The 19308-nt window shown below is 56.6% G+C and carries 10 protein-coding genes; 2 read left to right on the top strand and 8 right to left on the bottom strand.

The genetic code is table 11. From position 1 onward, the window contains the following. Positions 1 to 144: 144 nt before the first annotated feature. The 5 genes from HDF08_RS04005 to HDF08_RS03985 form a co-directional block, all read right to left on the bottom strand. Positions 145 to 3534: a TonB-dependent receptor gene (locus HDF08_RS04005; RefSeq protein WP_179637304.1), complete on the bottom strand. Its 3390-nt coding sequence runs from the start codon at positions 3532 to 3534 to the stop codon at positions 145 to 147. Between the two features lie 879 nt (positions 3535 to 4413). After that, complete coding sequence (locus HDF08_RS04000) at positions 4414 to 5361, bottom strand: hypothetical protein (protein WP_179637303.1); 948 nt, start codon at positions 5359 to 5361, stop codon at positions 4414 to 4416. Between the two features lie 165 nt (positions 5362 to 5526). Then, positions 5527 to 6816 carry an HlyD family secretion protein gene (locus HDF08_RS03995; RefSeq protein WP_179637302.1) on the bottom strand — a complete coding sequence of 430 codons (1290 nt, stop codon included), beginning with the start codon at positions 6814 to 6816 and terminating at the stop codon, positions 5527 to 5529. Positions 6817 to 6819: 3 nt separating this feature from the next. Continuing rightward, positions 6820 to 8391 carry a TolC family protein gene (locus tag HDF08_RS03990; protein WP_179637301.1) on the bottom strand — a complete coding sequence of 524 codons (1572 nt, stop codon included), beginning with the start codon at positions 8389 to 8391 and terminating at the stop codon, positions 6820 to 6822. A gap of 10 nt (positions 8392 to 8401) precedes the next feature. Further along, positions 8402 to 9991: a DHA2 family efflux MFS transporter permease subunit gene (locus HDF08_RS03985; RefSeq protein WP_179637300.1), complete on the bottom strand. Its 1590-nt coding sequence runs from the start codon at positions 9989 to 9991 to the stop codon at positions 8402 to 8404. 492 nt (positions 9992 to 10483) lie between these two features. Here HDF08_RS03985 and HDF08_RS03975 point away from each other — a divergent pair, with 492 nt between their 5' ends. After that, positions 10484 to 11170, top strand: coding sequence for a TetR/AcrR family transcriptional regulator (locus HDF08_RS03975; protein WP_257030862.1), 687 nt, complete (start codon positions 10484 to 10486; stop codon positions 11168 to 11170). A gap of 443 nt (positions 11171 to 11613) precedes the next feature. Here the strand turns inward: HDF08_RS03975 and HDF08_RS03970 are convergent, their stop codons facing one another. After that, positions 11614 to 13041, bottom strand: a complete 1428-nt coding sequence (locus HDF08_RS03970; protein ID WP_179637299.1) for a LamG domain-containing protein — start codon at positions 13039 to 13041, stop codon at positions 11614 to 11616. 640 nt (positions 13042 to 13681) lie between these two features. Between HDF08_RS03970 and HDF08_RS03965 the strand changes: the two genes are divergently transcribed. Then, positions 13682 to 16438, top strand: coding sequence for a GH116 family glycosyl-hydrolase (locus HDF08_RS03965; protein ID WP_179637298.1), 2757 nt, complete (start codon positions 13682 to 13684; stop codon positions 16436 to 16438). Between the two features lie 30 nt (positions 16439 to 16468). Here HDF08_RS03965 and HDF08_RS03960 read toward each other — a convergent pair whose 3' ends face one another. Both HDF08_RS03960 and HDF08_RS03955 read right to left on the bottom strand, forming a co-directional pair. Then, complete coding sequence (locus tag HDF08_RS03960; RefSeq protein ID WP_179637297.1) at positions 16469 to 17617, bottom strand: multiheme c-type cytochrome; 1149 nt, start codon at positions 17615 to 17617, stop codon at positions 16469 to 16471. Between the two features lie 124 nt (positions 17618 to 17741). Next, positions 17742 to 19265, bottom strand: a complete 1524-nt coding sequence (locus HDF08_RS03955; RefSeq protein ID WP_179637296.1) for a CRTAC1 family protein — start codon at positions 19263 to 19265, stop codon at positions 17742 to 17744. Positions 19266 to 19308: the final 43 nt, after the last annotated feature.

Raw genomic sequence — 19308 nt, 5'->3', positions numbered from 1 at the left:
AATCGAGAGAGTCGGCGATCCCGCGGCGGTCCTGATCGCCTTTGCGAGGCCACGGCGATCCAGTAGGAACGGACGCAGATCATAAGAGATCGTTCTCGCCCGTACTTGAACCCAGAAACGCTTCGATCAAGAGTTCAAATTCGGTTAGAAGACAAATCTTCCTAAGAGTTGAACTTGACGGGGACCGTAAAGGATGTTGGAGGTGCTGGTGGGGGCTCCAAAGGATGGGTTGGGAGTGAAACAGCCTGACGATCCTGGGAAGTTGCAGCTGGTGGGAGAGGTCGGCGTGGAGGCTGCTGTGTAGTTGACGAGCGAGTTGTTGACCGAGAGGATGTTGCGGTGGTTGAGGACGTTGAAGGCCTCGGCTGCGACTTCGATTGCCATGCCTTCGTGCACCGGGAAGCTGCGAGAGATGCGGGAGTCGAGGTTGTGGACGCCGGGACCGGTGAAGGAGTTGCGGCGAGCGATCTGGTCGGGAACGCGGGTTCCGGTGCCGGAGGTGAGGACTGCGCCGGTGACACCACCGTCGCCGCCACCGAGCGCGGAGGAGATAGTTCCGTTGATGAAGCCGGTGACGGGGAATCCTGTCTGGGCGGTGTAGCTTCCGGAGAGCTGCCAGCCATTGGCGGCGTAGGCGGCGTAGCGGTTGGCGATAGGGAGCTTCGAGGTTGCAACGATGGAGCCGACGAAGCGGCCGCGCTGATCGATGTCGGAGCGGGCGTACTCTGCGCCGCGACCCTGACGGTGACCTTCGGCGAACGGAATCAGAGGAGCGTCGGTGCCGTTGAAGGTACCGTTAGGTGCGCCGGACTGGCCGCCGTCCATGGTCTTGGCCCAGGTGTAGTTGGCGAGGACCTCGACGCCGTAGCTGAGGGGCTTGCGGACGGAAACGGCCATGGAGTGGTACCAGCTATTGACGTCCGATTGGCCGGTGAGGATGGACCCGGTGGCGGTGGAGAGGCGTTTGGTGTAGATGGGGACGATGATGGGGGTGATGCCGGATGCGCTGGAGGAGTAGTAGGGGCGGTTCGAGATGACGCCGTTGACGGGATCTACGTTGGTGTCAACGAAGATGGGAAGACGCATGCCGCGGGTTCCGACGTAGCCGATGGAGAGGGTGGAGTGGAGCGGAAGCTGTTGCTCGACTGCGAGGTCGTAGGAGTGGGTGAAGGGGTTGAGGAAGTTAGGGGCGGCCCCACGGATGTTGAGTGTGGACGCCGGGAGGCCCGGGTTGAGGGCGGGCGTTGGGGCTCCAGTGACCTGGTTGATGGGAGCCGGGCCGGGAGGCGTGAAGGCTGGGATGCCGCCCTGCGGTGCGAAGCTGTCGTAGACGGCGCCGGAGTTGCCGCTGAACTTACGATTGGGCCCACCAGTGGGAGCGCCGGTGATGGCGCTGTAGGTGCCGCTGGGGCTATAGGTGCGAGTGCTGAACTGCTGTTGGTAGACGCCATTCTCGCGGCGCAGGGTGTACCAGGTGGAGTTGGAGGTCAAGCCGAAGAAGAGCCCGTATCCGCCGCGGACGACGGTTCCCTCGTGGGGGCTCCAGGCGAAGCCGATGCGGGGCGCGGCCATGTGGTAGTTGGTGTTGATGACCGAAGTGGCGTTGAAGGCCGGGGTGCTGGTCGTGTTGGGACGGTCGGGCTGGGGAACGAGTTGGACGTCGTAACGCGCACCGAGCGATAGCAGGAGTTTAGGTGTGACCTTCCAGTCGTCTTCGACGAAGATATCGAGGTTCTTGTTCCAGAAGTCGTCTGCACCGATGCCGGTGATGGGGTCGGTGGTCTGAGAGAAGGAGCTGTAGTGGCGGCCGCCGTTGACCTGATATACGTCCTGGATCCAGTTGGCGAACTCGGCCTCGACGGTACCGGTGGAGTAGGTGAAGCTGCCGTCGCCTCCGAAGAGGTTGGCGATCTGCTCGTGGATGAGATTGACGTCTACGCCGAGTTTGACGGAGTGCTTGCCGAAGATGGTGGAGTAGATGTCGGTGATCTGGATGCGGTGCTCGTCGGGGAAGGCTCCGCGGGGGAGGGCGGAGGTTTCGCCATAGGCTGCGACGCCGACGGTGGAGCTACCGATGTTCATAGCAGGACCACCGGAGTTTGTGCTGGCGGTCTCAAGGTCGCGCGACCATTGGAAGTGGACCACGTTGGCCGAGTTGGTGGTGAGTGCAGTCTCGGCGTTGGCCACGACGTAGCGCTGATGGAAGTTGACGCCGCCGTTCTGCGTGACCGAGCCGTTGTTGACGGTGGTGGAGGTGTTGTAGCCGTTGGGCTGCTTGAAGTTTTCGAAGAGGAAGCTGGCCGAGAGATGGGTCTTGGAGTTGAGCTGGTAGTCCAGGCGCGGGAAGTAGATGTCCTGAGTGGTGTTACGCGCGAAGGAGCCGAGCAGCTTGGTCTGGATGAAGTCTACCGCCTGCGAACACTGGGTCGGGCTGACGCCGGTGATGGTGGTGGGGTAGATGTTTCCAGCGTCCGAGACGTAGGTGGTGCCGCCGTCGCAGAGATGAGCGAGATTTGCCACACTGGTAGTCGCGGCGTTGTAGGTAGAGAGATAGGTGATGGGATTGACCTTGCGGTAGCCATCGTAGGTAAAGTGGAAGAAGAGCTTGTCCTTGAGAATGGGTCCGCCTATCGAGACACCGAACTGGTTCTGCGTCTTTACAGGCTGGTTGAGGAGGAAGGGATTGCGGGTGAGGTTTCCATTGTACTTGTTCAGTGGGTCGAGGGCGTTCCAGCCGGGGGTGCGGTAGTACTCGAAGACATCGCCGTGAAACTGATTGGTTCCAGATTTTGTGATGGCGTTGACGATGCCGCCAGCGGCCTGGCCTAGCTCAGCCGAATAGCCGCTGACGCTGGACTGGAACTCCTGAATGGATTCGAGCGGATAGACGTAAGGCGCTCCGATGGAGCGACCGCGTGCTTCCGAGAAGAAAGCCTGCTGGTTGTTGGCGCCGTCGACGAGGTTGGTGTTGTAGAGGCCGGAGACGCCGCGGTAGCTAATAAGGCCGGTGTTGCCGTCGGGAGCAACGTTGGGGGTGGAGAGCACAAAGTTATCCCAACGGCGGCCGTTGACTGGCAAATTGGAGATAAGGTGCTGGTCGATGGTCTGCGAGATCTGGTTTTTGTCGGTGTCGATGATCGGGGATTCGGTCGAGACCTGAACCTCTGTGGAGACCGAAGCGGTGGGCAGAGCCGCGTCGACGGTGAGGACCTGCCCCACGGTGACGGTGAGATTCTGGCGATCGATCTTGCCGAAGCCGCCGCCGCCGAGGAGGACTTCATAGTGGCCCGGCTGGAGGAAGGTGGCGCTATAGGAGCCGTCGGAGCCGGTGGCGAGGGTGCGGGAGACGCTTGTGTCGGTATTGGTGACGACGACGGCAGCGCCAGGAACGGCGGCTCCTGAGGTGTCGGTGACTGTGCCGGCGATGTTGCCGACTGCGGCGGTCTGGGCGGCAATGGGATAGCCAAAGGACGCGACGAGGAGTACTGCTGCGGCACACGTGAGGAAGCCGTTGGACGCGGGTGAAAGTTTCATATGCACTGGCTCCTGAAAACACCGATTGAAAAATACGATTTGTGAAGGATTAGCGATGGTTCGAATCCAGGTTTCATGTCTTCTGGAACGTTCGCGTGCAACCTCAAATGACTTTTAGGTAGTGGTTAAACATTCAAGCTTCGACGCAAATGCTGTCAAGCGAGCTTGGATTGAAAGGAGGAAAGTTTCATGAAAAAAACATCCCAGTGTTGATAGGCCGCACAACGTATTAATCAGTTAGTACAGTTCTAGCACTGTGAAAAGGGGCGAAGATCGACGCCCAGTAAGGTTGGAAAAGTTCATCGTGCTGTGAATACTCCCGCGACCGATTGGAACGGCGCCGTTGTTTGTACTACACCCGCCCATCCTTCCAATCCGCAGTAGAGGCAGTGACGTCCGAACAATGCTCCAAGTTGGGTCCAAACGTGGGTCCAATCACTCCTAATACGAGATAAGACGGTGTACTACGACGCAACACCGGACCAGAAGAATCAATACGTTAGAATACCGGCTTCAGTTTCGGGACCAGGGGGTCGGAGGTTCGAATTCTCTCGCCCAGACCATTTAAATCCCACGTTATTAAATTGCTAGAGCCTTCGGAGTACCACTGTTCCATCACCTTTGCTCAAGAGCTAGTGTGCCGTCAACCGAGGAGGGGTTTCGCACTTTCCCTCTGGCAGCAGCTCTTAAGAAGTTCATTGCCGTTATGAAGGATAACCTTGTGACCGTGAAATCAAGGACTTCGGCAACGTGCGCAAGAGTGGGCGGTGGATCCGCGCAAACTGTTTCGGATTTAGTCTGGACTCGATATCGCGAGCGTATTCCGTAGATCGTAGGCTATCTCCCTTCAAAAAGAGATAGCTGAACAAAACCACTTCCCTAAGATCGCGCAGCGTGCATGCTGGCTTTCTCGAGCTCCTTGGTCAGCGACTTCGTAATCTTATCAGCAATATTGAGACTGTCAGTGTCGCCACGCTGCGAGGCTTTTAGGTCCTTGTCAATTAGCATCCTTCCGTTGAGAGCCTGCACTTGGACGTGGAACTTCAGCTTGGTTGCCCCAACGAAGAAACCAACTGGGCCAGTGGAAGCTCTCACCGCCGCATTACCCTTTTTGAAAGCATCCAGTGTCAAAACGAGGTGGTACTTGGGACAGGCCGCCTCGGGTTCGTCGTCACTGTCGCGATAGACGGCGGTAAATCTCCCTTCTTCGCGAAGGCGGCGCACGAGCTGCTCATAGATCAACATCCTATATTCGGCGGGCACAGGGTCACCCGGTGTAGTGATGACCGCTACTTTGATTGAGTCGGGTAAAACGCCGCCGTTCGTTTCGCATCGTCCCTGTGGAGGTTCCGTCGAATGCGGCGACGTCTGTTCTCCCAGCTGCTGCTGCGCCTGTAATGCCTCATCCTTTGGCAGCAGAAACACGGCTCCATGGAGAGCATTGCGCTGATCACGAAACTCTATTGTGAGAAGGCCTAATTGTTTGTGAGTTACTGTGGCTAACGCAGAACCGCCGCCAAACGGAATGATGGCTCTGGTGATCTTTCCTGCAGTGCCACCCGTCTCTACGTTCACGTCGCCTGTTGAAACATTTGATATCTCCGCCCGTTGCACGGAAGCGCGCCCTCCGGGCGAAGCAAACGTCAGTGCAGTTGGCGAGATGGAAAGCAATCCCTTTTCTTTTTCCTTTATCTCAGGAAGGCCGATCAGATGTACCGTCTCACCCGAGTGCCATTCTTCGTAAGCACCGGACGGGGCACTTTCATGGGACGGCAAAGCAGAGCCGTCCGGCTGTTGAGCCTGCAAAGGAACGATGACACCGATCACCGCGAGTGTGCAGAGCGCACTCGCAAACCTGTTGAACTTAGAGAAGTGCGTTTTGCAACGAAATATCATTTGGTCTCCGGACCGTGCGGGTTAGAAGAACTTAGAGGCCGCTTACTTCCGTTTGCGGCACTTCATGACTGGGTCGTGCTGAACCTCGGGGACAAGTCATTCGATATGAACCTTTGGTTCAACCGACATGCCCGCCCTCAGTTCGTCGAGCCCATCCTGGCCGTCTTTGAAACGGATGCGAACAGGCAGACGCTGAATCACTTTGACGTAGTTGCCAGTTGCATTTTCCGCAGGCAACGTGCTGGCGCGATCCCCGGTCGTCGCGGCCATTGCTTCAACTTCGCCAATAAAAGATTTGCTCAGAGCATCTACCTTGATGTCCACTCGTTGGCCAGGATGCATCTTGTGCAGCTGCGTCTCTTTGAAGTTCGCGACTATCCAAGGATGGTCGATCTGAGCAATCATAAGAAGCTGTTGGCCGCCGGTGATTCTGCCCCCGACCTCCGCGCTTCGCTGTAGGACGATACCGTCGACAGGAGCCACGACGTGACAGTAGGTGAGGTTCAATTTAGCTTGTTCGAGCTTCGCTCCGTATGACTCCAGGCTTGCTTCTCGCATGCGATTGTCAGCATTCTTGATCGCAACTTGCCTAGGCGCATTGCGGAGTGTCTGGGTTCTTTTGGCTTCCTGCTCTTTGAGTTGCGCGCGACGCTGATCGATCAACTTTCCCTGCGATGCGGCCGCGGCCGCAGACGCATCGACGTTGGCCGCATCGGATTTCGCGCTGGCGAGATACTGGTCGTAGTCCGATTGCGCCAACTCTCTCTTCTCGACGAGCTGTTTGTAGCGATGCAAATCGGATTGCGCCTTTTCGTTGGTTGCCTCCGCCTGGTGCAACTTCGCAACGTCGGAGTCGTAGTCGTGCTGTGCCCCTGCGAGCGCGGCTTCGGCATTGACTACCTCTGAGTCGGCATTCGCAACGTCGGTTTCGTTGCTGACCTGCTGAATTGGGAGGTTGGGAGTTTCGGCGCTGCGCTGCTCGAGCGCCTGGTCGTAGTCGGCCTGAGCCTGAGCCACGCTGACCTCGGCATCTTTCGTATCCAGATCAAGAAGAGGCTGGCCGGCATGGACAGTTTGATTGTCTTCGATATAAACGGCGCGAATGGTTCCATCGACACGAGCTGCGATGGGGTTCAGATGGCCGTCAACCTGGGCATCATCGGTGGACTCGTACGTACCTGAGTAGAGCCACCAGACAATACTTCCGATGAGAAGAATTGCAACGACGACGACACCAAGGATGATGTTCCGTCGATGCTTTCCCGGGTCGAAGGGAGCTTTTTGTTCTTTAGTCGCCTTCTGTTCCTTGCTCTCTTCACCGTTTTGCTCAAAGTCTCCTAGAGAGATAGAAGCTTGACTCTTGTCGTCTTCAATTTGCGTTGGCATGACTTAGTTTCCTTTCAGCATGTCGGGGATAGTTTCTTCTGCGTTGCCCATGGCACGGGCCAGGCTGATCTTGCTGAGATTGAGCGAGTAAAGGCTGCTGATGTAGTCGTGCTCTGCCGAGGCCAGGGTCTCCTGCGACTGAACGACTTCAACAGAGTTGGTGACGCCTGCTGCATACCGGTCCAAAGACTGCTGCAACGTGCTCTTTGCCAAGGTGCGATTACTCTGCGCAACCTGCACTTGATGCGACGCTACCTGGAGATCGACCAACGCGCTGCGCACATCGTCTTCCACCGCACCGCGCTGATCGGTCGCCTCAGCCTTCCGTTGCATTACCGCGGCATCGGCCTGCTGCACATCGGACTTAGTCTTGCCGCTGTTGAAGATAGGAACCGTCAGCGTTGCCGACGCGGAGAATACCCCGGCGCCCTTGTTAGGGTTGGTGCCTTGCAGGCCGTAGTAGCCGCTAACGGCGAAGGAAGGAAGATACTCCGACTTCGAGGCTCGATACGCCTCCTCTGCGGCCTGAAGTTGCTGTCCGGCTGCCTGCAGGTCCACCCGATGCTTCAACGCGTACCCGATCGAAGCATCAGCACCATCAGAAACGGGGATGTCTGTCGAAAGCTTTTCCGCCAAGTGAATGTCCCGGCCTGGATTGATGCCGATGATGCGGGCCAATTGCATCTTCTGTTTGATCAGATCGCCCTTTTGCGAAGAGAGGCGCTGCTGCTCTGTCTGTAACTCAACGAGACTCTTATTGGCATCGATCTCGGCCTTGGTTCCGGACTGGAGCTGTGCTGCGGTCTGCTGATAGCTGGCCTGCGCATATTGGACCTGAATCTCCTGTGACTCGACCAGCGCGATCGAGGCGAGAATACGAAGATACGATCCCCCTACAGCAACAATCACGAGTTCGCGAGCGTCACGCATATTCAGCACTGCTGCCGCATGTGCAGCATTCGCAGACCTAAGATTATGCAAATCGGTGAGGCTTAGCTGCTCCGATAGGTTTCCTTCAAGACTGTAATAGTGATATGGCCCAACGACCGATGGTATGGATAATCCACCGGCGCTGCCGCTGCTGAAAGTCGAGGAGGAAATTCCCGATGTCTGAAGATCAGTCTTAGCCGCACTCTCCGCCAGGGTGGCGTAGATGTTCGGAAGCAGATTGCTCAATGCGCTGAGCCGTTGCGCGCGTAGTTGTCTCGAAGAGGCGTCCGACGCGATACCACCGAGGTTATAGTGAAGGCCCAACTGGATTGCCTGAGCAAAGGTCAGATCGACAGGCCCGGTTCCATCCATTGGAGCATTGACGCTGCCGGCGTAATTTCCTTGTACCTGCACCGTCGAGTTGATCGTGTTGACGCTCGAGCTTGTACTGCTGGAGCCTGACTGCTGCACCGAAACGCTGGCGCCACCCTGGCTTCGACCCGATAGCTGCACCTGCTGCGCTTTCGAACTCTGAGCGCCAGAGGAAGATCCTCCTTGTGCCTGCGCAATCACCGCAGTGAAAGACACTAGAGCAATCGCTGCGAAGATCGGATGTAAAAGAGTTATAAACTTGGGGCTTTTCATGAAAGGATCCTCAATGCATGACTGCAGTACTGCTGGCAACGCCCCTCTTCATGAAGAACGCAACGGGAATCATCAAGAGACAGGCACCCGCGAAGAACAGGATGATGTCGATGTACGACATAACGCCCGCCTGCGCCTGCAACTGTTGATAGAACTGCTGAATGGCCTGCTGTTTCGCAGCCATACGCGACATTCCGCTCGCCATGTGCTGCTGTGTCATGGTGTTGATACGGTTGAGATAGAAGACATTCCCGTTTGTCGCGTTCTTGATCAGCGCATGTTCATGCAACTGCTGATGACGCGCATACACGGTTGTGAGATAAGAAGTTCCACAGGAACCTCCTATGTTTCTGGCAAGATTCGTCATGCCTGAAACATCATTGTTTTTGTTCTCGGAGACACCGATGTAAGACATGGTGCTTATGGGGATGAATAAAAACGCGATACCGAAACCCTGGAAAAACTTCAGCAAGCTCACATGGGCGAAACTCATCTGTAGATCCATCCCGCTCATGTAAAAGAGGCTTGCGGCAGTAACGGCAAAGCCAAAAGCGACAAGCTTTCTTGGATCAACCTTGGATGAGATCGCCCCGACAATGGTCATGCAGATCATGGTGGCGAGACCGCCGCTCGCCAGCGCCAGTCCCGATTGCTCGGCTGTGTATCCCATCAGGTTTTGCAGAAACTGGTTGAACAGTGTATTGACCGCATAGAGTGACGCGCCGAGAACAAACATCATCCCCATGGACAAAGCAAAGTTTCGATTGGAAAAGAGCATCAGGTCGAGGATCGGTCGTTGCTTCTTCTGAGCCAGGTAAAGCTCCCAGAGAATTACCGCGAGGAAGGCAGCCGCCGATACGACGACAAAAGCAGTGATCAAGTGCGAGCTGAACCAGTCGTCCTCCTGGCCCTTGTCGAGCACTACCTCCAAGGTTCCAAAGGTGAGCGCCAGCAAGCTAAATCCGATGTAGTCCACCCGGAAATGGCTGCTTCTAGCCTCTTTCACTTCCTTCTGGATCGCAGGTGGGTCTTCGACTAGTTTGTGCGTCAAGAAGAGGGAGAGAACAACCACGGGCAGGTTGATGAAGAAGATCCACCGCCAGTCAAAGTTGTCCGTCAGCCAGCCGCCGATCGTGGGGCCTACTGTCGGTGCCAGGATCACCGCCATTCCGTATAGGGCAAACGCCTGCCCACGCTTAGCCGGCTCAAAGGTGTCTGTGAGAATGGACTGCTCCGACGGACCGAGCCCGCCACCGCCGACCCCTTGCAGCACTCTGAAAAACAACAAGAGCGGAAGCGTGGGCGCAAGACCGCAAAGCAAAGAGCTGATGCCGAACAGAGCAACGCAGGACATGTAAAAGCGCTTGCGTCCGATCAACGTCGAGATATAGGAGGCAAGCGGCAGAACGACAGCGTTTGACACCAGATAGCACGTGAGCACCCAGGTCGATTCATTCTGACTGGCACCTAAAGAGCCAGCGATGTGGGGCAACGCCACATTCGCGACCGAGGTGTCCAGCACCTCCATAAAGGTCGCCATGCTGACGACAAGCGCAATCAGCCATGGGTTGTGCTTTGGTACCCAACGTTGCTCTGCCATCACCGCCTCCGCTTGTCTGCAGTGATTGACATCAAGCGACTAGAATTCTTGGTTGAGCCACCAGATGCCGTTCGAACTCTTTTACTCATCGACTTTGCGTCAGGCTCCGATTCGCTACGTTTGTAGAATGCAAATCGCATCAACGTAACTCCAATAAGTCCGACGGCGATCGTCAGAAGCCAACCAGTAAAAACAATCGTCGTCGTGCTGAAGTGTGATAAGTGCCGAATGGAGAATGCTTTGTGCCCATCCAAGGCTGCCCACAAGAAAACCGCGAGACAGGCAATCCCAAGGAGTAGAACAATCCACTGTTCGATCTGAAAGAGCAAACTCGTGCTGAACTCCCGGTGACGCTTCACGTTTGATTTCACGGTCATGCCTCCAACTCTTGTCGACTTTGCGTCCGTTGCACCTGAGACTGCGTCAGCTACTACATCTAACCGTACCGTACGGTACGGTCTTTAATATAGGATGGAGGTAAAGTGAGGAAGGATGCAAAGAAAAGTTCACAAATCGTCCGAAGTCTCAGCCTCAAGGCGCCCGAAGGATTGCGGCGCATCCGTCCCGCCAGTGCCGCCAACCTCGGACTCACGATCCAATTTTCTTCTAGATAGCGCAGCGGAGTTGTTTCTTCAGAAGGGCTTCGAAGCTACAAGTGTGGGCGAAATTGCCCATCGCGCCCATGCCTCCAAAGAGACTTTCTACAATAAGTTCACAAATAAGAACGAGTTGTTCCGAGCGGTGATCCACCGGCTCACAGATCGTTTTGCCAGCGACATTGGCTTAGCGCTGGGAAAGAATCAGGAACCTCGGCAAGCTCTTTCGGCATTTGGCGCCATTCTTCTGGGGCGCTTGCTCTCAGATGAAGGAATAGGGCTTCAAAATATCGTATTCATGGAATCCCGGCGGTTTCCTGAAATCGCCTCAATCTTCTACGAGCTAGGTCCTAGCCGGACGCTTGCTGTATTGGCGGAGTATTTCGATGCCCAAGCCAAAAAAGGGGCTTTGCGTAGAATGGACTCCAAACTCGCCGCCTCCCACTTCGTGGGTCTGCTTACATCAGACATGATGATGCTGAGGTCCCTCGGGCTTTTAGGCAAGCCGACCCCCGAGGAGCAGGCGAAGCGCTGCCGCGATGCAGTCGAGATATTCTTGCGAGCCTACGGACAGAAAGACTGATCGAGCCAACTTTAAATGCATTCTTACTTCTTCGGTCTTCCTTCCCGACGAGTAGCTTAACTCTAGGTCCTTTAAAGTTTGTCCATTATCTATCTTGGGACAGAGAACACACCGAGCTGAGAGTAAGCGAAAGAAGCCATGCCTGCTCACAGGGAGACAAATCTTGGCAGCCGTTGCGAAACGATCTAAGAATGTGGTTTCGACGGAACTAGCATCGCGGACAGCTATTCAACGCGCAGACAATCCGCCTTAGGACCTTGGTATTACATTTTGCGAAATACGTTTCTTTCATGTTTGCACTAGATGCTCCACACTAAGCCACACAAACTCATGCAAAGCCAGGAACAACACGGCCCCTGCCGCCCAGACTGGGACAGGCAGGGGTGCCTTGTTTGCTTTATCGACTCCAGTCGACTACTAGCGCTGCCGAAGCCATTTAGCCGTTATGGAGCCGTGAACGTACCAGTGACGGAGGTCGTACTCTGTTCCCCGTTAATATAGTAGGTGACGGTGTGACTGCCCGAGGAAGGAGCCGTTGGGAAGACATAAGTTAAGTTATGTGTGCCAACCGGCGAGCTGTCGCGCAGAACTCCCACATACTTGCCGTCGATCAGAAAGCGAATACCACCTGCCACAGACTGGTAGACGGTCCCTAAAAGCGTCAGCGACGAAGACGTATAGGTCAGCGATTCAATCTGCAACGCTCCGCCCGGATTCGATGCGCTGAACGTCACGCTGATTGCATTGCTCTTGGTCGCACCGTCGGTCACCTGCACCTGGTAAGTGCCGGCGACAGTATCCGTACCAGGAATCGTTACAGTGTAACTAGTTCCAGATCCGGTCACAGGTAAGGTGTAAGAAGCGCCACCCACCGTGACTGTAACGTTCTTGCTGACCGCGTAGTTGCTGGCAATCGATAAGGTCGCGTTGCTGCCGGCAACCAGTCCGGAGGGCGCGGAGATCGACATGGAGTTGGTGACTGGCTGAGTAGTCCCGTCCTTGGCCGACCACCACATATTGGCGATCTCGATCCAGTTGTCAGGAGTCTTGTCATACCCGGTTGCCTGCATCGCCATCTGCGCGCCCAGCGTGTAGTTGCAGCCGCCATGCGCATAGTCGGCGCGAACCTGCGCAGTTGGCGCAGACATCTGCACGACGCCGTCGATCTTGATTACCAGTGAGCCCGGTCCCCAGATCGCATCGAAGTCGTGCATCGCAGTCATGTCTCCCGAGCCGGCTGGAAAGGTATCCGGAACGTTCATGATCTGGCCGTTATTGCCCGAAGCGTTTGCGTCGAAGTAGTGGAAGGTCGAAAACAGAGTATCGTTCGAGGCGTAGTTCACCTCGCTGATATCCACTTCCCCGATGTGGTTATCGCTCGACCCCTTGATGATGCCGGGCCAGCCCGGATCTCCGTCCGCCGGCCACATGATCTGGTTGGAGCCAGGACCGGCGGCACTCTGCCCCTCGGCGCTGCGCCAATGAAAGTCGCCGTAGCCGAAGCCGGCCGAGCAGACGGTATCCTCCTGCATCATCCCTGTATTCGGCCAGCCAAGCGCGGAAGAGCTGGTAATCCACAGTCCGGTGCTGCCCGCGAAATAAAACTGTGGACCGGGATTATTGGTGCCTCCGTCCCAGAAGATGTGGTTCCACACCGTCTGATTGATGCCGTTGGACGCGTTCCATGCGGTGTTGACAGGAACAGTGGTGAAGTCCTGCCCGGTATCGGTGGCGGCGTTGAACACCTGCGGAGTGTAGGTCCCCTGAGCAGCGACCGGTTTGGCCGCTAGAACAAGTGCGAGCAACAAAAGTGAAGTGCAGAGCAGTGTAAGCGGCGCTGATCTCGAAGAAGGCGGCGTTGGGGAGGGCATATTTTCAATTCTCCTTGGGTCATCGTTTTTGACTCGTGAAGTTATTCTTGAAAAGTGCCGATAATGAATAGTTAAGAGTCGTTAATCTGCAGTGAAAGCCTGTTAATGTGTTGCAGCAGGCCCACGCGCATGCCTCTGAAACGATTTACGACGGGCGGTCTTTGTCCTACAAGCGCCCCGCGCAGATCGAGCAATTTACTGAGGCATAATGCCTTGTCCAGCCGATCGGTGCTAAAACAGCCAACACCTCAGTCCCCACGCAAAAGCAGCCTGAAAGGCGGCCAATCGAGCGTCATAACAGCGTTAAGTACGCATAGCGCTAAGAGTAGACGCGATCTACCGAGCAGAATCGACGAGGACGCATCGTCATCATCCGAAGAACGCTAGTCTGCAGATGCTTGGATTGGTGCAGGGCTAGCGATGGCGGCGCGGGCAGTGAGCTACACCAACACTAGGCAAAGATTTCTCACTGAACTCTTCCATCTTTCATCAGTGTAGTGCCAGGCTTTCAGAAGACAGTTAGCATAAAATAGTCGTTGTCGCCCTGCGCTCGAGACAGGCCGGCTTGGGTTATTGGTCATGCATCCACAACTGCAACGCTGACACGTTCCTACACGACACTTGCTTAAAGGGTGGGCTAGTGAAAGAAAGAACAAGCCGCAGAACCTTTGTTAAGCAGGCTGCATTGGGAGCCGTGCTACTACCGAAGCTGGATACAAATCTGCTTGCGTCACATGGAGTCAGTAACGAAAAAGACTCTCCGGCAGCAACGCCTTCTTCCTCCAACGCAACGCCGACGCCTGAACTTAACTTCCCGCGCACCTTTACTGGACGCAACCTGGCCCGCATCGCGTTTCCCGTTGGCGGCATCGGCACAGGCGGAGTGGAGCTTGGCGGCCGGGGCGATCTTCGCTTATGGCAGATATTTAACCGGCCCGAGAGCGGCGACCTTCTCCGCTACACCTTCGCCGCCATCCACGTAGAGGGCGCGGGGGCAGCGCCGTTCACCTCCATCCTCGAGCGCAAGTTGTTACCGCCCTACGATCAGTGGGACTACCGCGAGGGCATCCGCGGAGTCGGCGCACTCGATATGCCGCGCATGACGGAGGCTGTCTTCTCTTCGAGCTTCCCCGTCGCAAAGATCAACTTCTCCGATCCGCACTGCCCGGTGGACGTCTCACTGACGGCCTTCTCGCCGTTCTACCCAGTTGACGCGGACGACTCCGGTCTGCCCATCGGCGTCTTCGAATACAACGTCAAGAACACTTCACAGACCCCAGCAACAGTGGCGATTGCGCTTTCCATCGAGAACCCATGCCACGGCGCAAAGTGGGGCACCAATGTATTGCGGTCGATCCCAGGCAGCACTCTTCCGACAGGCGTCTTCATGACCAATCCCACGTTGGCAGTGGACGCGCCGAAGAGCGGCAGCTTCGCTCTGCTTGCGCTACCGGAGGAAGGCTCCTCACTGCAACTGACCGAGGCCTGGCCGAACCAGGGCATCTACTCTCTGGAAAAAATCTGGAAGTCCTTCGCGGCGGATGGCAGCATCCCGAAGGACTTTGCATCGGAGAAGGAGAAGGACCCGATCGGCTCGGCTTCAATCCGCACGACAATCGCAGCGGGCAGCACCGCGAGGTTCCGCTTTCTACTGGCCTGGCACTATCCCAACCGCACCCCGGAGGGCATCGGTTGGGGCGCGCCCAAAGGAATGGAAAAGGTAAACCTCGGCAACTTCTATGCGACTCGCTTCCACAATGCATGGGAGGTGGCCGAGTACACGATCAAAAACCTTCCGGAACTGGAACGTAGGACACACGCCTTCGCCGCCACCATGCGCGACGCTACCCTGCCCGCCTCGGTGAAGGATGCGGCCGCCTCGAATCTCTCCACCCTGGTCTCGAATACCAGCTTCCGCATCGCCGACGGCAGCTTCCACGGCTATGAAGGATGCAGCAACAGCACAGGAGGACAAGGTCCCGGCTCTTGTACTCATGTCTGGAACTATGAAGTAGCGACCAGCTACGTCTTTCCGGCGCTCTCCCGTTCTATGCGCGAGACCAGTTTCGGCTATGCCACTCAGGCCAGCGGCCACATGGACTTTCGCCACAAGCTGCCGCTGGGCTATGAGCACTTCACGCTCACTGAGCCGGACCATCAGGCCGCCGCCGATGGGCAGATGGGGCAGATCGTACGGCTCTATCTCGACTGGCGCATCAGCGGAGACACGCCGTGGATGTTGAAGTATCGGCCGGCCGCGAAGCGTGCGCTCGCCTATGCCTGGATCAAGGGCGGATGGGATGCCAATCGAGACGGCGTGATGGAAGGTGCGCAACACAACACCTACGACATCCAATTTCTCGGCCCAACGGGGATGATGCAAAGCTGGTACCTCGCGGCTCTGCGAGCCTCTGCCGCAATGGCAAAAGCCGCGAACGACAACGAGTTCGCTGCAGAGTGCGAACGCATCGAACAAGCCGGAAGAGAGTGGACCGACAAGCATCTCTTCCAAGGCGAGTTCTACATCCAGCAGATACGCCCTGTGCCTCTGGCCGACGTGGACCCCGCGCTGCTCAGCGGCGAGATCAACACCGCCGACCCTCACTCTCAACTAGGTCCCGCCTGCCACATCGACCAGATCATCGGTCAGTACATGGCAGGGATGGCCGGTCTTGGCGATCTGCTTTCCGCAGACAATATGCGCACCGCGTTGAGATCGATTCATCGCTACAACCAGCGCATGGGACCCTACGCGATGCTGGGAACGCATCGCATGTATGCCGTTAACGACGAACCGGCGCTGCGCATCTGCGCTTACAAAAAGCCTGAAGACATTCCCGTGAATCCGATGGCCTACTCCAGCGAAAACTGGTGCGGGTTGGAACACGCCGTCTCCGCCACCATGATCCAGTACGGCCTGATCGACGAAGCCATCCAGCATGTTACAGACGTACGCGCGCGCCACGACGGCGAAAGTAGAAATCCGATGGACGAGCTGGAGTGGGGCCACCACTACGCTCGATCGATGGCAAGCTGGGCCTTGATCCCCGCACTCTCGGGCTTTCGCCACGACGCCGTACTGCAACAGCTCACCGTACAGCCAAAGATGTCAACGAAACAACTCTTTCGTTCTCCATGGACCTCCAACACTGGCTGGGGAGAGCTGCGGTTTGAGGCCAATACGCTGACGCTCACAGTGATTGCGGGTGAGCTAAACTTCGATTCGCTCGTGCTCCCGCCTGAGTGCGGCGTACAAACGATGAAACTTGGCGAAGAAAAGATAACTGCAGCATCTCGCAGGAATACAGATAGCTGCACTCTTCAATTTAAAAAAGAGATAAGCCTGACCCCGCAACAATCCCTGCGGATCAGATATGCGGCCCCAAATTTAACTTAGCCAAGCAGACCGAAGCTCCTGCTCCCCACCTCACTTCGCCGTGAACTCCGCATAAACAGCAATGCGGTGATTGCGAACCTTGGGCGTGAGGCGTTCTCCCGAGTTGTCCGAGAACAGCGTGTTCGAATGCTGCAGAGGCATATGACACTCGACGCAGCGAGTTTTGATGGCCGCAGGCAGCGTCTTATACTTCGGGCACGCCTTTTGTGTATGGCACCCAAGGCACTTTGACGAGAGTGCCGCTACATCCCGCTGCTCCTCATGCGTGTCGTGGCAGGTAGAACAAGTCATATTGCTCGACAGAAAACACTTGCTCTCACGAAGCAGTTGCACCTGGTTGGTGTGAACGTCCAACGGCGCACCCGGAAGTACGGCAGGAGATCGAACATACTCCGCCAGCACATCGCCCGGCTTAAAAGAAAGCGGCTGTGCCAATGCCTCTCCCGCTCCCGCATGGCACAACGCACAGACGTCGATCTGCCTCTCACGATCAAGCCGCGCCGGATTCACAATCGCTTCTTCCGAGGAGCCCGGACGCGGCTGCGGACTCAACCGCTCGCGGCGCACATGCTCTGCACCCGGCCCATGGCAGCGCTCGCAGCCAATACCCAGCACCAGCTTCGTCCGGTCAAATCGATTCACCGGCGGAGCGAGAGACTCGAAGTAAGAGGCATGACACTCCAGGCACTGTGGCGCAATGGGGCGGTCAAAATGCGCCGTGCCATCCTGATATCCCGGGCTGTTGATCCACTCCTTGCCGACAGTCCAATACGAGACCGGCAACTCGAACAGCAGCTCTCCTGCCCAGTAGAGATATGTCTGCCCCTTCCGCCCAGACCCCGTAACAAGATCGATCGGCTGAGTCAAGGTCTGTAGCGTGCCCGTCCGCGTGACATAGTTGGCAGTCTGCGTGAAGCTGCCATCCGGCATCGCCTGCATCTCAAACGTCAATCCAGGATTAGCGGTCTTCAGCGCATTCGCCCCGGCGCTGAAACTGCCGTGAATCGACTCCGCAGATGCAACCTGCGACGTCAAATGATGCGCAGTATGCACATAGCTTTCAGAGATCTGTTGATGGCAGGCGAGGCACGCGGCATCACCCGCATAAGCCGATAGCGCTAGAGGAGTATGCAAAGCAGAGGACGCCGTCTGATCTACCGCACGTTCCGAAGCTCTCACGCGTGCGCTCCCAATACAAAAAACATTAGCAGCCACACACAAAGTAATCAAAAGAACGCCAAGCAGGCTGGCGCGACGTCTTCGAGTGGAGAAAGAAAAGCTGACGCCCATTCGGCTACTTCTCCTAAATCCCCTTGCCTTCGACGATCGTGATGTAACGATCGATCGGCAGCTTGTCGAACCTCTCGGTCTTGCCCGAAGGCAGTGGCCACTTAATCTCAATCGCATCGATCTTCGCAGCCTGCCCAATCCCAAGCACCATCCGCGGATCGTGCGAAGACAGATAACTTCCGCCGCCCACCTTCTGCCGTGTGCGTGTCGTACCGGCAAAGCTCCAGGTGACCACCGTACCTACCGCATCAACATTCGCCTTCGTGCCGACCAGCTTCAGACCCAGCCAGTGATTCTTCTTTCCCGTGCGATTCTCAAGCAGCAGCGGCGCGCCTCCATTGTTATTGATCAACACATCCACGCCGCCATCGTTGTTGAAGTCGCCAAGAGCAAGTCCCCGCGCTCCCCACTGCATGGCAAACTCCGGGCCAGCCAGCTTGCTCACGTTCTCAAATGCGCCTTTACCGTCTCCGTGGAACAACAGCAGCGGCTCTTTCCAGGTGACGTTCGGCGAGTACTGGTCCACCATATCGTCCGGGTGTCCGTTCGAAAGAATGAGGTCGAGGTCGCCATCGTTGTCATAGTCAAAGAACTTTAAGCCCCAGCCGCTCAATGTCGCAGTCGCAAAACCGATGCCGGTCTTCCCCGCAAGGTCCGTGTAAGTCTCGTTGCCGTCATTGTGATAAAGCGCAAACTGTTCGCGGTCGATGTTGGCCACGAATAAATCGATCTTGCCGTCGTTATCGTAGTCCCCCGCATCCACTCCCATCCCGGAGCGCGCCTGCCCTCCTTCGCTGAACGAGACCCCGGCGTTGAATCCGACCTCCTCCCACTTACCGCCTCCGCGATTCATGAAGAGGTAGTTCGCCGCCGTGTCGTTCGCAACGAACAGGTCCATCCTGCCGTCGCCATTCAGATCCGCCGCCACAACGCCATGAGCCTTGGTCGGGTTTTCTCCAATCGCACTGCTGTGCCCCACCTCTGTGAACGTGCCATCGCCGTTGTTATGAAACAGTAGGCTTGGCCGCGGCGAAAAGATGCGTGGTGTGCAGTAGTAGCGCACCCCCAGGGCATTATTGCCGCAACTTACCTTGGTATCCCGCGAGTACTCTACGAAGCTGCACACGAACAGGTCCAGCCTGCCATCGTTGTCGTAGTCGAACCACACCGCCGAGGTAGACCATCCCTCTGCCGCGACTCCCGCCTGCTTAGTGACATCCGTAAACGTTCCATCGCGATTGTTCTTGTACAGCTTGTTCGCTCCATAGGCCGTCAGATAAAGATCGGGCCACCCATCCCCGTCGTAGTCACCAATAGCAACACCCTCGCCCCACACATTGCCTTGCAGTCCTGCCTTCTCGGTGACATCGGTGAAGGTGCCGTCGCGATTGTTCTTGTAAAGCGCGCAACGGGTCGGCTTTTGCGGTTTGTAGAAATCGCTCGGGCCTGTGTTGACGAGAAAGATATCCATCCACCCGTCGTTGTCAAAGTCAAAGAACGCGCAACCAGAGCACATACTCTCCGGCAACCATCGCATCGAGCTCTTGCCATTGTCATGCACCCAGGTGAGTCCGCTCTGC

The organism is Tunturiibacter empetritectus (genome assembly GCF_013410875.1).
Lineage (GTDB): Bacteria > Acidobacteriota > Terriglobia > Terriglobales > Acidobacteriaceae > Edaphobacter > Edaphobacter empetritectus.
The sequence above is the reverse complement of the archived record's forward strand: the minus strand, read 5'-3'. Positions and strand labels throughout refer to the sequence as shown.